The sequence below is a fragment of the Hydrogenophaga sp. FW305-3-2-15-A-LB1 genome (assembly GCF_058787875.1).
The window spans coordinates 1-13,906 of record NZ_JBYTAE010000056.1; the positions used below are offsets into that span (position 1 = coordinate 1).

At 66.5% G+C, this 13,906-nt stretch carries 16 protein-coding genes; 7 read left to right on the forward strand and 9 right to left on the reverse strand.

Annotation, left to right across the window (positions count from 1 at the left end; genetic code table 11):
* Positions 1 to 192 precede the first annotated feature (192 nt).
* The 4 genes from rplU to proB all read left to right on the forward strand — a co-directional run bounded on the left by rplU (position 193) and on the right by proB (position 3,189).
* Entirely contained in the window at positions 193 to 504 is a 312-nt protein-coding gene (rplU, locus tag AC3WPZ_RS17460; protein ID WP_382161335.1) for a 50S ribosomal protein L21, read from the forward strand.
* A 13-nt stretch (positions 505 to 517) separates the two neighbouring features.
* Positions 518 to 775, forward strand: coding sequence for a 50S ribosomal protein L27 (gene rpmA / locus AC3WPZ_RS17465; RefSeq protein WP_297397423.1), 258 nt, complete (start codon positions 518 to 520; stop codon positions 773 to 775).
* Positions 776 to 915: 140 nt separating this feature from the next.
* Complete coding sequence (gene cgtA, locus AC3WPZ_RS17470; RefSeq protein ID WP_382161332.1) at positions 916 to 1,989, forward strand: Obg family GTPase CgtA; 1,074 nt, start codon at positions 916 to 918, stop codon at positions 1,987 to 1,989.
* Positions 1,990 to 2,058: 69 nt separating this feature from the next.
* Complete coding sequence (proB, locus tag AC3WPZ_RS17475) at positions 2,059 to 3,189, forward strand: glutamate 5-kinase (protein WP_382161329.1); 1,131 nt, start codon at positions 2,059 to 2,061, stop codon at positions 3,187 to 3,189.
* Between the two features lie 21 nt (positions 3,190 to 3,210).
* Here the strand turns inward: proB and AC3WPZ_RS17480 are convergent, their stop codons facing one another.
* Together AC3WPZ_RS17480 and AC3WPZ_RS17485 are read right to left on the reverse strand one after the other, a co-directional pair.
* Positions 3,211 to 3,747: a CNP1-like family protein gene (locus AC3WPZ_RS17480; RefSeq protein WP_382323377.1), complete on the reverse strand. Its 537-nt coding sequence runs from the start codon at positions 3,745 to 3,747 to the stop codon at positions 3,211 to 3,213.
* The gene (locus AC3WPZ_RS17485) at positions 3,744 to 4,385 is read right to left on the reverse strand and encodes an RNA pyrophosphohydrolase (protein ID WP_291114902.1); all 642 of its coding nucleotides are present in this window, start codon (positions 4,383 to 4,385) and stop codon (positions 3,744 to 3,746) included. The genes AC3WPZ_RS17480 and AC3WPZ_RS17485 overlap by 4 nt, the downstream gene beginning before the upstream one ends.
* A gap of 182 nt (positions 4,386 to 4,567) precedes the next feature.
* Here AC3WPZ_RS17485 and AC3WPZ_RS17490 point away from each other — a divergent pair, with 182 nt between their 5' ends.
* Together AC3WPZ_RS17490 and AC3WPZ_RS17495 are read left to right on the forward strand one after the other, a co-directional pair.
* Positions 4,568 to 6,313, forward strand: coding sequence for a proline--tRNA ligase (locus tag AC3WPZ_RS17490; RefSeq protein ID WP_444688429.1), 1,746 nt, complete (start codon positions 4,568 to 4,570; stop codon positions 6,311 to 6,313).
* Complete coding sequence (locus AC3WPZ_RS17495) at positions 6,310 to 6,939, forward strand: lytic transglycosylase domain-containing protein (RefSeq protein WP_492432989.1); 630 nt, start codon at positions 6,310 to 6,312, stop codon at positions 6,937 to 6,939. Before AC3WPZ_RS17490 ends, AC3WPZ_RS17495 begins: the two co-directional genes overlap by 4 nt.
* 14 nt (positions 6,940 to 6,953) lie before the next feature.
* Here the strand turns inward: AC3WPZ_RS17495 and AC3WPZ_RS17500 are convergent, their stop codons facing one another.
* The 5 genes from AC3WPZ_RS17500 to hemA all read right to left on the reverse strand — a co-directional run bounded on the left by AC3WPZ_RS17500 (position 6,954) and on the right by hemA (position 11,811).
* On the reverse strand, positions 6,954 to 7,958 hold the full coding sequence (locus AC3WPZ_RS17500; protein WP_382323378.1) for an AAA family ATPase: 1,005 nt from the start codon (positions 7,956 to 7,958) through the stop codon (positions 6,954 to 6,956).
* A 184-nt stretch (positions 7,959 to 8,142) separates the two neighbouring features.
* Positions 8,143 to 8,466, reverse strand: coding sequence for a Grx4 family monothiol glutaredoxin (gene grxD, locus AC3WPZ_RS17505; RefSeq protein ID WP_291114910.1), 324 nt, complete (start codon positions 8,464 to 8,466; stop codon positions 8,143 to 8,145).
* A 52-nt stretch (positions 8,467 to 8,518) separates the two neighbouring features.
* Positions 8,519 to 9,358: a peptide chain release factor N(5)-glutamine methyltransferase gene (gene prmC / locus AC3WPZ_RS17510; RefSeq protein WP_382161310.1), complete on the reverse strand. Its 840-nt coding sequence runs from the start codon at positions 9,356 to 9,358 to the stop codon at positions 8,519 to 8,521.
* On the reverse strand, positions 9,355 to 10,443 hold the full coding sequence (prfA, locus tag AC3WPZ_RS17515; RefSeq protein WP_382323380.1) for a peptide chain release factor 1: 1,089 nt from the start codon (positions 10,441 to 10,443) through the stop codon (positions 9,355 to 9,357). The genes prmC and prfA overlap by 4 nt, the downstream gene beginning before the upstream one ends.
* Positions 10,444 to 10,512: 69 nt before the next feature.
* The gene (gene hemA, locus AC3WPZ_RS17520) at positions 10,513 to 11,811 is read right to left on the reverse strand and encodes a glutamyl-tRNA reductase (protein WP_382327304.1); all 1,299 of its coding nucleotides are present in this window, start codon (positions 11,809 to 11,811) and stop codon (positions 10,513 to 10,515) included.
* Positions 11,812 to 11,859: 48 nt separating this feature from the next.
* Between hemA and AC3WPZ_RS17525 the strand changes: the two genes are divergently transcribed.
* Positions 11,860 to 12,129 carry a hypothetical protein gene (locus AC3WPZ_RS17525; RefSeq protein WP_291114918.1) on the forward strand — a complete coding sequence of 90 codons (270 nt, stop codon included), beginning with the start codon at positions 11,860 to 11,862 and terminating at the stop codon, positions 12,127 to 12,129.
* 10 nt (positions 12,130 to 12,139) lie between these two features.
* Here the strand turns inward: AC3WPZ_RS17525 and ugpQ are convergent, their stop codons facing one another.
* Both ugpQ and ugpC read right to left on the reverse strand, forming a co-directional pair.
* Positions 12,140 to 12,898, reverse strand: a complete 759-nt coding sequence (gene ugpQ, locus AC3WPZ_RS17530) for a glycerophosphodiester phosphodiesterase (protein ID WP_444688428.1) — start codon at positions 12,896 to 12,898, stop codon at positions 12,140 to 12,142.
* Complete coding sequence (gene ugpC / locus AC3WPZ_RS17535) at positions 12,895 to 13,899, reverse strand: sn-glycerol-3-phosphate ABC transporter ATP-binding protein UgpC (protein WP_382323381.1); 1,005 nt, start codon at positions 13,897 to 13,899, stop codon at positions 12,895 to 12,897. The genes ugpQ and ugpC overlap by 4 nt, the downstream gene beginning before the upstream one ends.
* Positions 13,900 to 13,906: the final 7 nt, after the last annotated feature.

A 13,906-nucleotide genomic window follows, 5' to 3' on the forward strand; every position in this document is an offset into this window, starting at 1 on the left:
GTAGGGGGTGTCGGGCCGGGTTGGGATTATAGGAACGGAGCCCCAGGCCCTCTGAAAATGGCCGCGCCAGGGAGCCGCGAGGGCGGTGGCATGCCAGCCGCTTGCCGGTTTTCCGGGCACATGCTAAAATCTAGGGCTCGGTGGAATTGGGTCCGCCGAGCTTCCATTCGTGGAATTTTTAAAGAGGTTCATATGTACGCGGTCATAAAAACCGGTGGCAAACAGTATCGTGTTGCTGCTGGCGAAAAAATTAAAGTAGAACAGATTGCTGCGGATGTGGGCCAAGAGATCGTGTTTGACCAGGTACTCGCTGTCGGCAACGGCACCGATATCAAGGTTGGCACTCCCTTGGTTTCCGGCGCAACGGTCACGGTCACGGTGTTGGCCCACGGCAGGCACGACAAGGTCAGCATCTTCAAGATGCGCCGTCGCAAGCACTACCAGAAGCGCCAAGGGCACCGTCAGAATTTCACCGAACTGCAGATTGCTTCGATCGCAGCCTGAGGAGTAAGTCAACATGGCACAGAAAAAAGGCGGCGGCTCAACGCGAAACGGGCGCGATTCCAAGCCCAAGATGCTCGGCGTGAAGGCGTTTGGTGGCGAGCTGGTCAGTGCTGGCTCGATCATCGTGCGTCAGCGCGGTACCAAGTTCCACCCCGGCATGAACGTGGGCGTGGGCAAGGACCACACCATTTTTGCAACGGTCGATGGCCACGTGAGCTTCGCCATCAAAGGCGCGCTGAACCGTCAGGTTGTCAGCATCACCCCCGTCTGAGCGGGCGTGCTCCGGTGCTGCAAGATTGAGAAATCGGTGCAGCGCGATGAGGCACATGTGATACGTTGAATGCAAAAGGCCCGCCCATGCGGGCTTTTTGTTTGGCCCTTCTCTAGCAGTTCCTTCCTGGAAAGCATGTCATGAAATTTGTGGACGAAGCCACGATCGATGTCGCTGCGGGCGATGGCGGCAATGGCTGCGCATCTTTCCGGCATGAAAAATACAAAGAGTTCGGGGGCCCCGACGGCGGCGACGGTGGCCGTGGCGGCCATGTGTATGCTGTGGCGGACGCCAGCCTGAATACCCTGGTGGATTTCCGGTTCACCCGCCGCTTCGAAGCGCATCGCGGCGAACACGGCAAGGGTTCGGACATGTTTGGCGTCAAGGGCGACGACATCGTGCTCAAGATGCCGGTGGGCACCATCATCGCGGATGCGGAGACCGGCGAAGTGCTGTTCGAGCTGCTGCAGCCCGGTGAGCAGGTGACGATCGCCAAAGGGGGCGACGGCGGCTTTGGCAACATGCACTACAAGAGTTCGACCAACCGGGCGCCGCGTCAGAAGACGCCCGGCTGGCCCGGCGAGAAGCGCAGCTTGAAGCTGGAGCTCAAGGTGCTGGCCGACGTCGGCTTGCTGGGCATGCCCAACGCGGGCAAGTCGACCTTGATCGCGGCCATCTCCAACGCGCGCCCCAAGATCGCCGACTACCCTTTCACCACTTTGCATCCCAATCTGGGTGTGGTCCGCGTCGGGCCGGAGAAGAGCTTCGTGGTGGCCGATGTACCCGGGCTGATCGAAGGGGCGTCGGAGGGCGCTGGCCTGGGGCACCAGTTCCTGCGGCACCTGCAACGCACGCGCCTGCTGCTGCACATGCTGGATGTGGCGCCCTTCGATGAAGGGGTCGATCCTGTCGCGCAGGCCAAGGCCATCGTGGCGGAGTTGAAGAAATTCGACCAGAAACTGTACGAGAAACCTCGCTGGCTTGTGCTCAACAAGCTGGACATGGTGCCCACCGAGGAGCGGGAGGCCCGGGTCAAGGACATCGTGAAACGCCTGAAATACAAGGGGCCCGTCTTCGAAATATCAGCGCTTACCCGCGAGGGTTGCGAACTGCTGGTGCAGAAGATCTACCAGCACATCGCGCAGGTGCATCAGTCGATGCAGGCGCCGGTGGATGTGGATCCCCGCTTCGTGAATGGTCCTGACACTCACTGACTCCGAGCCCATTTGCCCATGGACATCGCCTCAACCTCTTCGCCTGTTGATTCAATGAATGTGCATGGCATGGCCCCGGCGGCCGTGTTCAAGACCGCTCGCCGCATCGTGGTCAAGGTAGGTTCCAGCCTGGTGACCAACGAGGGCCGCGGCCTTGACGAGGAGGCCATCGGGCAATGGAGTCAGCAATTGGCGGCCCTGGTGCAGCAGGGGCGTGAGGTCATCATGGTCAGCAGCGGTGCGGTGGCCGAAGGCATGAAACGCCTGGGCTGGACCGTGCGGCCCAAGGAGATCAACGAACTTCAAGCTGCGGCGGCCGTAGGGCAGATGGGCCTGGTGCAGATGTACGAGAGCAAGCTGCGCGGTTGTGGCGTCGGCAGCGCACAAGTGCTGTTGACGCACGCCGACCTCGCGGACCGTGAACGTTATCTCAATGCCCGCTCGACCCTGTTGACATTGCTCCAACTGGGCGTGGTGCCGGTGATCAACGAGAACGACACCGTCGTCAACGACGAAATCAAGTTTGGCGACAACGACACACTGGGCGCGCTCGTGGCCAATCTGGTGGAGGCCGACGTGCTCGTGATCCTCACCGACCAGAAGGGCTTGTACACGGCCGATCCCCGGCGCGATCCTTCCGCTCAGTTTGTTCACGTGGCCCGCGCTGGCGATGCACGCCTGGAAGCCATGGCGGGCGGCGCGGGCAGTGGCATTGGCAAGGGCGGCATGATCACCAAGATACTGGCCGCCAAACGCGCCGCCGGTTCCGGGGCCTCCACGGTCATCGCCTGGGGCCGTGAGCCAGACGTGCTGTTGCGACTGACGGCGGGTGAAGCCATCGGCACCTGCCTCGTGGCCCAGACGCCCAAGCACCAGGCGCGCAAGCGCTGGATTTCCGATCATTTGCAGTTGCGTGGCGCCGTCGTGGTGGACGATGGCGCAGTCGGCAAGATCGTGGGCGAAGGCAAGAGCCTGCTGCCCATCGGCATGACGGGCGTCGACGGCGAGTTCTCCCGAGGGGATGTGATCGCGGTGCGCGATGCGCGCGGGGCCGAGGTGGCGCGCGGATTGGCCAACTACGCGAGCAGCGAGGCCCGGCTCATCTGCCGCAAGTCATCGCAGGACTTCGAGCGCTTGCTGGGTTACGTGGCTGAACCCGAAATGATCCACCGCGACAACCTCGTCCTGGCGCGCGGCTAAGGCCAGCGCCCCCGGGCCCGCTCAGCGCGTTTCCGGGCGGCCGTGTTTGAGGGTGTGCAGGATTTTCTGCGCGCTGCCGTTGATGGTTCGGCCTTCGCAGATGCCCGCCCGTGCCAGCAACATGGCGGGGCGGGTGGGTCCGGAGAACGACAGCTCTTGCCATGCTTCCTTGGCGTTGACGTTCCAGCTGGACGCGTTGTTGTTCCAGCGTCCATAGGTCTTGACTTCGGCCGTCTGGCAACGCAGGCCCTGGTACAGCACATTGAGGGCTCCGCTGGAGCTGCGGGCGACCAGTACATAGCGCACCACACCGTCCTCGCCCACGCTCAAGGTCTTGGGGTCGATACCGTAGCTCAACGCCGTACCGGCTGAGACCTCGAAGGCCTGCAATTGGTCGATGCTGAAAGTGGGCGGCGGCTTGACCGCCGCTTCCTGCCACGCAGGGGCGTCCGGGTCGTCTCGCAATTGGGCCTGCAATGCAGGGCTGAAACCCAGAAACGAAATCAGGGCCGCTGCGACGGACAGGCATCGCGGCAACCGGTGGCGGGCAGAAGTCATTTGTGTTCGATGTGGGCAGAGCGGGAGCCGCTCTGCGGGTCGGGATCAAAACTGGCGCCCGGGGGCAGCTCCAGGCCCGGCGGTGGGGCCGACAGGGACGAGGATTCGGGACTTTCGTCGTGGCGGTGGCGGGAGCCACCGCGCAGGTAGCGGTTGCGGGTGTCGTTCTTGGGCAGGTAGCGCGAGAGTTCGGTGAGCGCCATTTCGTAGACGCCTCGTTTGAACTCCACGACCACGTCGAGCGGTACCCAGTAGTCGTGCCAGCGCCAGGCGTCGAACTCCGGATGGCTGGTCGCGCGCAGGTTCAGGTTCCAGTCCTGCGCCACGAGGCGCAGCAGGTACCAGATCTGTTTCTGCCCCTTGTAGTGGCCGCGTGCATCGCGGCGGATGAAGCGGTCCGGCACTTCGTAGCGCAACCAGTCGCGCGTGCGGGCGACGATGCTCACGTGCTCGGGCATGAGCCCGACTTCCTCGTGCAACTCGCGGTACATCGCCTGCTCAGGTGTCTCGCCTCTGTCGATGCCACCTTGCGGAAACTGCCAGGAGTGTGAGCGGATGCGCTTGCCCCAGAACACCTGGTTTCGCTGGTTGAGCAGAATGATGCCGACATTGGGCCTGAAGCCTTCTCTGTCAAGCATAATCAACCCCAAATTTTTAAACTGTGTTCATTATGCATCGCGGCATGCAAGTTGCGAAGTGATCACACACCTGTTGCATCTCCGGGCGCAGGTGGGCCGTCCAGATCGCCGGATGTGCCGTTCTCCCGGTTCCCACCTCCGATGTACCGCAACACTGCCTCGCGGCAGAACCCAGCTCGCCCATGAAAGCCTCCCAGTTCCTGATTTCCACCCTCAAGGAAGCCCCGGCCGACGCGGAAGTCGTCAGCCACCAGCTGATGACGCGCGCCGGCATGATCAAGAAGCTCGGCGCTGGCATCTACAGCTACATGCCCATGGGCTTGCGCGTGATCCACAAGGTGGAGGCCATCGTGCGCGAAGAAATGAACCGGGCAGGTTCGGTGGAGCTCACCATGCCGGTGATCCAGCCGGCGGAGTTCTGGCAGGAAACCGGGCGCTTTGACAAGATGGGGGCCGAGCTGCTGCGCATCAAGGACCGGCACGACCGAGATTTCGTGGTGCAACCCACCAGTGAGGAAGTGGTCACTGACATTGCACGCCAGGATTTCCGCAGCTACAAGCAGTTGCCCAAGAACCTGTACCAGATCCAGACCAAGTTCCGTGATGAGCGGCGCCCGCGTTTCGGCCTCATGCGGGGCCGCGAATTCATCATGAAGGACGCCTACAGCTTCGACCGGGACGAGTCGACAGCCAAGCTGAGCTACCAGGTGATGGCCGCGGCCTACCGGCGCATCTTCGACCGGTTCGGCCTGCGCTACCGCGCCGTGGCGGCCGACAGCGGCGCCATCGGCGGCGATCTGAGCGAGGAATTCCAGGTGATCGCCGCGACCGGGGAAGACGCGATCGTCTACTGCCCGGCGAGCGACTACGCCGCCAACATGGAAAAGGCCGAGGCGCTGGCGCCGGCTGGACCGCGCCCCGCGGCAGCCAACCCCATGGTCAAGACGCCCACGCCCGGCAAGGCCACCTGCGCCGACGTGGCCACGCTGCTGGGCGTGCCTCTGGCCACCACGGTGAAATCGCTGGTGTTGGCCACCGACGAACTCGACGAGGCGGGCGAGGTCGCCAAGAGCCAGGTCTGGCTGTTGCTGCTGCGCGGCGACCACGACATGAACGAAGTCAAGGTGGCAAAGGTGCCGGGGCTCAACGCCGGCTTCCGGTTCGCCACCGGCGCCGAGATCGATGCGCACTTCGGCTGCAAGCCAGGTTACCTGGGCCCGATCGGCCTGAAGAAGCCGGTGAATCTCGTGGTCGACCGCGAGGTGGCCGTGTTGGCGGACTGGATCTGCGGGGCCAACGAGCCGGACTTCCACATGACCGGTGTGAACTGGGGCCGCGACCTGCCCGAGCCGACCCTGGTGGCGGACCTGCGCAACGTGGTCGAAGGCGATGCCTCGCCCGACGGCCAGGGCGTGCTGGCGATCGAGCGTGGCATCGAGGTCGGCCACGTGTTCTACCTGGGCACGAAGTACAGCAAGGCCATGAACGCCACCTTCCTGGGCGAGGACGGCAAGCCCGCGCATTTCGAGATGGGCTGCTACGGCATCGGCATCACGCGCCTGCCGGCCGCGGCGATTGAGCAGAACCACGACGAACGCGGCATCATCTGGCCCGACGCGCTGGCGCCATTCACGGTGGTGGTCTGCCCCATCGGCATGGACCGCAGCCCCGAGGTGAAGGTCGCCGCCGAACAGCTGTACAGCGAGCTGCTGGCGGCTGGCGTGGATGTGATCCTGGACGACCGGGGCGAGCGCCCCGGCGCCATGTTCGCGGACTGGGAGCTCATCGGTGTGCCGCACCGCGTCACCATCGGCGACCGCGGCCTCAAGGCCGGGCAGGTGGAATACCAGCACCGCCGCGATGCCGCCGCCACCCAGGTGGCGTTGGGCGAGGTGGTGGCGCTCCTGAAGGGCAAGCTGGGCGCATGAAGCCGCTGGTCTGGTCGCGCCGCGACTGCCTGCTGGCTGCCGGCGCGCTGGGCCTGGGCTCTCTGTCCCCGGTCGCGCACGCCGGTGGCCAACTGGAAGAGCCCCTGGCCGATTCGGTGCGCGGTGCCTTGAGCGCTGCGATCGCCAACAGCGCGCCGCCCGTGCCCGAGTTCACCGACCTGGAAAAACGCCTGGCCTATCTGCGCTGGCTGGGCGCTTCTAGCGACCGGCTGCAGCGCCGCAAGCCGGATTTCCAGACCCGCATCGAGTTCCTGCAGACCCTCTGGTACGAAACCCGGCGCGCGGGGCTGGACACCACCCTGGTGCTGGGGCTGGTGCAGGTCGAGAGCGCGTTCCGCAAGTTTGCCATTTCGCACGTGGGCGCTCGGGGCTACATGCAGATCATGCCGTTCTGGTCGCGCCTGATCGGCGACGGCGATGCCAGCCGGCTCTTCAACATGCAGACCAACCTGCGGTTTGGCTGCGTGATCCTGCGCCACTACCTGGACCGCGAACGCGGTGATACCTTCCTGGCGCTCGGCCGCTACAACGGCAGCCGGGGCCGCGCCGAGTACCCGAACGCGGTCTATGCCGCGGCCAGGAACTGGGCCCACCCGGACGCCTGAGCGCGCCAGGCCGTTTACTGAAGAAAGCCGATGCGGCCTTTGCCCGCGCCCGCGCGAGGCAGATCTTCGGGTTCGATGCGATAGCGGTTGTCCAGCCGCGCATTGCCAAAGCCGGTGACGAGCGCGCGGCGCATCTCCCGCGGCGCGAGCGTCGCCAGCAAATCCAGCACGTCGTTGGCCGGTTCGGGGTCAAAACGCTGGCCCCAGTCGTGCTCCCCCAGAATGCCCCGGTAGAGGTGGGCCGCGATCTTGCGCGCGGCCTCGGGTGAGGGCGGCGAGATCTCGTACACGTTCATGCGGTTCATGATGGGCTCGGGGATGCCGCGCTCGTGGTTGGCCGTGGTGACCCAGATCACCTGGCTGGCGTCGATCGGCACTTCCGCGAACTCGTCGACGAAGCTCTGCGCCGTGTCGTGTTCCAGCAGGCTGTAGAGCGCACCCAGCGGGTCGTACTGCGCGTCCGCAGCCGCCTTGTCGATCTCGTCCACCACGATCACCGGGTTCGCGTACTGCCCATCCACCAGGGCCTCGAACACCTTGCCGGGCTTGGCGCCTTTCCATTGCGAGGACGAGCCCGAGAGCAGCCAGCCGGCCGTCATGGAACTCATGGGCACCAGGCTCATGCTCGTGCCGAGCAGGTCGGCGAGCTGGCGCGCGAAGTGGGTCTTGCCGACGCCGGGCGGGCCCAGCAGCAGGATGGGTGTGACTTCCAGGCTGTCGCGGCTGTCCTGGCTCAGCGCCACGTGGCGCTTCACATCGTCGAGCACTTCACCAAAATTGGGCAGCAGGTCGTAGAGCGGTGCCATGTCGGGCACGCCCGAGGGCTTGACCGCGAAGCGCTGGGGACCGCGCTCCAGCATGCGCTGCCAAGTGTTTCGAAGGCTTTCGTAGTCGCGTTCGTTGCCGCTGGCTTGCAGGTGGGCCAGCTTGCGCTCGACGTCGTCGGCGCTGAACACGCTGCGCATCTGGGCGATGGGCAGACCGAGGGAGGGTGAAGCGACCAGGCTGCGAGAGCTCATGCGATTCTCCTTGAGGTTCGGTGGCGATTTCATTCAAGCACACAACATGCCCGACCTCAATGCAGAAATGCCCGGCAAAGTCACCGCATTCCGAAAGATGGGCACGAGGTGTGCGAAATCGCGCACCAGAAACAACAAGGCCACCCGAAGGTGGCCCTGGCTGGCGCACGAGAGGAGAACGGGATCAGGCTTCGCCGTTGATGACCTGTTGCAGTTCGCCGGACTGGTACATCTCCATCATGATGTCCGAGCCGCCGATGAACTCACCCTTGACGTAGAGCTGCGGGATGGTGGGCCAGTTGCTGTATTCCTTGATGCCCTGGCGGATGCCGTCGTCTTCGAGCACGTTGACGGTGGTCAGCGTTTTCGTCTCGACGCCACAGGCCTTGAGGATCTGGATCGCACGGCCGGAGAAGCCGCACATGGGGAAGCTCGCGTTGCCCTTCATGAACAACACGATGTCGTGGGATTTGACCAGCTGGTCGATTCGGGTTTGCGCGTCGCTCATGGCTGAAAGTCCTTCTGCGGAAGGGTCTGGAGAGACCCGGAAACGGCTCACATTATCGCCGCTGCGGCCACTGGCCGCCGCTGCAGCGCTCAATGCCCGGGAGGTCGGCGCGGCTGCCGACCTGTGTGAAGCCGGCCGCCTGGAGCAGGCTGCGTACCGCGCCGGCCTGGTCGTGCCCATGCTCGAGCAGCAGCCAGCCTCCCGGGTTCAGGGCGGCGGGCGCGGTGGACACCAAGGCCCGGATGTCGTCCAGGCCGTCGGGGCCGGCGGTCAGCGCCGAGCCGGGCTCGTGGCCGAGCGCCGCCAGATGGGCGTCGCCTTCGGCGATGTAGGGCGGGTTGCTGGCGATCAGGTCGAAGTGCTGTGCCGGCACCGCGGTGAGCCAGTGCCCGAGGTGGAAATCCACCGCCAGGCCCAGCCGATCGGCGTTCGCACGGGCGACGGCCAGCGCATCGGGGCTGGCGTCCGTGGCCGAGACCACGGCGCCCGGGCGCTGGGCCTTGAGGGCCAGTGCGATGGCGCCGCTGCCGGTGCCCAGGTCGAGCACGCGGGCGGCTGCCGGCAGCGCATCCAGCACATCCAGCGCCCAGCTCACCAGGGTTTCGGTGTCGGGCCGTGGCACGAGCACGCGCGGGTCCACCTGGAGCGTGAGGCCGAAGAATTCCTGGTCGCCGCGCAGGTAGGCCATGGGCTCGCCGTGCCGGCGGCGTTGCACCAGGGCCGCGAGGCGGGCGGCCGCCTCGGCGTCCATCGCGTCGCCGTCGTGCGCCAGCAGCCAGGCGCGGTCGTGGGGGCTGCGCTGCAGGGCCAGCAGCAGCAGCATCTGCGCGTCGATCCGGTCCAGGCCGTCGCGCTGCAGGTGCGTCAGGGCTTCGCGCAGCGTGGTGGTCATGCGCCGTTGCGTTGTTCGAGCTCGGCCAGCAGCTCGGTGCCGCGCGCGACCTGCAGGGCGTGGATCACCTCGTCCAGATCACCTTCCATCACCTGCAGCACCTTGTACAGCGTGAGGTTGATGCGGTGGTCGGTCAGGCGGCCCTGCGGGAAGTTGTAGGTGCGGATGCGGTCGCTGCGGTCGCCGCTGCCGATCAGGCCCTTGCGCGTGGCGGCTTCGGCGGCTGCGCGCTCGCTGCGGTCTTTTTCCTGCAGGCGCGCCGTGAGCACCTGCAGCGCCTTGGCCTTGTTGCTGTGCTGCGATCGGCCGTCCTGGCATTCGGCGGTGATGCCGGTGGGCAGGTGGGTCACGCGCACGGCGGAGTCGGTCTTGTTGATGTGCTGGCCGCCCGCGCCACTGGCGCGGAAGGTGTCGATGCGCAACTCGCTCGGGTTGAGCTGCACCGCCTGGGTCTCGTCGGGTTCGGGCATCACCGCCACGGTGGCCGCACTGGTGTGGATGCGGCCCTGGGTCTCGGTGGCGGGCACGCGCTGCACCCGGTGGCCGCCGGACTCGAAACGCAGCCGCCCATAGGCTCCGGGGCCCGCGATGCGCAGCACCACTTCCTTGTAGCCGCCGAGCTCGCTGGGCGACTCGCTCACGGTCTCCACCTGCCAGCGCTGCTTTTCGGCGTAGCGCGTGTACAGGCGGGCGAGGTCGCCGGCGAACAGGGCCGACTCGTCGCCGCCGGTGCCGGCGCGGATCTCGACGAAGGCGTTGCGCTCGTCGTCCGGATCCTTGGGCAGCAAGAGTTGCTGCAAATCGATGTCCAGCTGCGCCAGGTCGGCCTCGGCACTCTGGATTTCCTCCTGCGCCATCTCGGCCATGTCAGGGTCGTCGAGCATTTCCCGCGCCGTCGCCAGGTCGGTCTCGCGTTGGAGATAGCGGTTGAACACCTCGACCACCGTGGAGGCCTCGGCGTGTTCGCGGCTCAGCGCGCGGAAGCGATCCATCTGGTCGACGACGTCGGGCGCGGACAGCAGCGCATCGAGCTCGTGCAGTCGGGCTCGCTGGCGCAGCAGGGTGTCACGGACGAAGGGTTTCATGGTGGGGCACGGAGACCCTGCACGCCGACACGGGCGCGGGCCCGCAACGCCGTGCGCGGGCCGGGTCAGCTAGTTTTGCGCGTTGCGCGGGGGTTTGAGCGGTTCGTCGCGCAGGAACAGCCGCGAAACGGTCTGCGCGGTGGCGGCACGTGTGGTGCTGTCACCGGTGTGCAGTTCGGCAAGGGTGCCGTGAAGCATTTTTTGCGTGAGGCCGCGCGAGAGCGCTTCCAGCACGGCTTCCACCGGCTCGCCCTTGGCCAGCAGGCGGCGGGCGCGCGCCATTTCCACGGCGCGCCATTCGTCGGCCTGGGCGTTGATCTGCTGGATCAGCGGCACCACGCCGTGGGCCGGGTCGCGTTGCTCCATCCAGTGCATGAAGCTGAGCACACCCGCGTCGATGATGGCCTCGGCCTGCGCCACGGCAGCCAGGCGGTGGTCCTTGCCGGTCTGCACCACGGTGGCGAGGTCGTCCACGGTGTAGAGGTAGACGTCGGGCAGGGCTTTGACCTCGGCCTCGATGTCGCGCGGCACCGCCAGATCGACCATGAACATGGGGCGGTGGCGGCGCTTCTTGAGCGCGCGTTCCACGGCGCCCAGGCCGATGATGGGCAGCGTGCTCGCGGTGCAGCTGATGACGGCGTCGAACTCGTGCAGGCGGTCGGGCACGTCGGCCAGCCGCATCACCTGCGCGCCGAAGCGGCTGGCGAGCTTCTCGCCGCGCTCCAGCGTGCGGTTGGCGATCGCCATGCCCTTGGGCGTCTTGGCCGCGAAGTGGGTGGCGGCCAGTTCGATCATCTCGCCCGCGCCGACGAACAGCACCTTGATGTCGCGCAGGTCTTCGAACAGCTGCGACGCCAGGCGCACCGCGGCGGCGGTCATGCTGATGGAGTGGGCGCCGATCTCGGTGGAACTGCGCACTTCCTTGGCCACGGCGAACGAGCGCTGGAACAGCTGGTGCAGGGTGGTGCCCAGGGCGCCCGCGTCGCTGGCGGCGCGCACCGCGTCCTTCATCTGGCCGAGGATCTGGGCTTCGCCCAGCACCATGCTGTCCAGGCCGCTGGCGACGCGGAAGGCATGGCGCGCGGCCTGGTCGTCGCGCAGGATGTAGGCGTGGTCGCGCAGCACCTGGCCGCTCACGCCGCCGGTCTGCGCCAGCCAGTCCAGGGTGGGGTCCACCGCCGACTGGTCGCCCGCGCCGTACAGCTCGGTGCGGTTGCAGGTGGACAGCAGCGTGGCCTCGGGCTGGCGCGCCAGACTCTGGCGGTAGCCGTGCAAAGTGGGCTGGATCTGGTCGAGCGCAAACGCAAAACGGCCCCGCAGATCGAGCGGAGCCGTGTTGTGGTTGATGCCGAGGGCCCAGACAGACATGGGGTGATTATAAAATTGAACCCTTATGCACGCCGCCGCCCGCTTCGAATGACGCCTTTGGCCTTCCTCGGGCACATCGCCGGCTTCATCGCCCCTGCCGTTTTCATGGCCCTGGTCCTGTGGACGGTGCCCCGTTTCCGCCGCGCCGGCCGTGCGGCGCAGGGCGCCGGCCTGGAGGCCTTCATGCTGGTCGTGGCGGGTGTGGTGGTGCTGCTGGCGGGGCTGGTGTTCTTTGGCCGTGACGGCAAGATGGCCACCTACGCCGCCCTGGTGTTCGTTCAGGGCACGCTGGCCTGGTGGCTGCACCGCAAGCGCTGAGCGCTTCGCCTCAGCGCCCGGGCGCAAACAGGTCGATGCGGTCGGTGATGATGCCGTCCAAGCCCAGGTCCAGCAGCCGCTGCGCGGCCCATTCGTCGTTCACGGTGTAGGCCAGGGTGCGCAGGCCGCTTTCCCGGGCCTGGGCCACGGTGCTGCTGTCCCACAGGGCGTGGTTGCACACGGCCGCCACGCACCCCAAAGATTGCGCCATGTCCCGCCAGCCTTCCCGCAGGGTGTCGAGCAGCAGCCCGCGCGGCAGGTGGGGAGCGCTTTCCCGCGAGCCCTGCAGCGCGTCGGGCTGGAACGAGGTGAGGAAGGGCGCGCGCTCGGCGTTGCTGGCCCAGAGCCGCGCGGCCGCTTCCGCCACGGCGCGCCCCGTGGCCAGCTCCGTGCCGGGGGTGGGTTTGATCTCGATGTTGAGCCAATGGCCCTGCGCCTGGCAGTGGCGGGCCACGGCTTCCAGGGTGGCCAGGGGCTCGCCCGCGAACGCGCGCGAGTGCCAGCCACCGGCATCGAGCTGGCTCAGCTCGCCCCAGGGGCGCTCACCGGCCACGCCGCTGCCGTTCGTGGTGCGCTCCAGGGTCGCGTCGTGCAGCAGGAAGACCACGCCATCGGCGCTGAGCTTGGCGTCGCATTCGTACATGCGGTAGCCGTGCGAGGCCCCGAGGCGGAAGGCGGCGAGGGTGTTTTCGGGCGCCAGCTTGCCGGCGCCGCGGTGGGCGACCCAGCGCGGGTAGGGCCAGTGGCCCGGCTGCTCTCTCCCACTCATTGCCGCTGGCCGGTCTCGGCGTTGAACCAGTGCAGGCGGTCCTCGCGCGGCTGGGCATGGATGGTGCTGCCGATGGCCGGGGCACCCTGGTCCTCGTGGGTGCGGATGATCAGCATCTCGTCGCCCAGGCGGGCGTGCACCAGGCGCTCGGCGCCCAGCAACTCCACCGTTTCCACCTGCAGCGCCCAGCCACTGTCACCCACGTCCAGGTGCTCGGGGCGGATGCCCAGGATGCTGCCGGGGCGCCCACCGGGCGCGTGTTTCAGCAGGTTCATGGGCGGCGAGCCGATGAAGCTGGCCACGAAGGTCGTGGCCGGGCGCGAATAGACCTCTTCGGGCGTACCGAACTGCTCCATGTTGCCCGCGTTCATCACGATCATGCGTTCGGCCAGCGTCATCGCTTCGACCTGGTCGTGCGTGACGAACAGCGAGGTGATGCCCAGTTCGCGGTGCAGCTTCTGGATTTCCAGCCGGGTCTGGGCGCGCAGCTTGGCGTCCAGGTTGGAGAGCGGCTCGTCGAACAGGAAGACCTGTGGCTGGCGCACGATGGCGCGGCCCATCGCCACGCGCTGGCGCTGGCCGCCCGAGAGCTCGCGCGGCTTGCGCTCAAGCAGGTGGCCGAGTTCGAGGATCTTGGCGGCCTTGTCCACACGGGCGCGGATCTCTTCCTTGGGCACCTTGGCGATCTTCAGGCCGTAGGCCATGTTGTCGAAGTTCGTCATGTGCGGGTAGAGCGCGTAGTTCTGGAACACCATGGCGATGTCGCGCTGGGCCGGTTCCAGGTTGTTGACGACGCGGTCGCCGATGCGAAGTTCACCACCGGAGATTTCCTCCAGGCCCGCGACCATGCGCAGCAGCGTGGACTTGCCGCAGCCCGACGGCCCGACGATGACGACGAACTCGCCATCCTGGATCTCGGCGTTCACCCCGTGGATGACCTGATTGGCCTTGGGGCCGATGCCGTAGCGCTTGACGATGTTGCGAAGTGAGAGAGAAGCCATGGCGTTG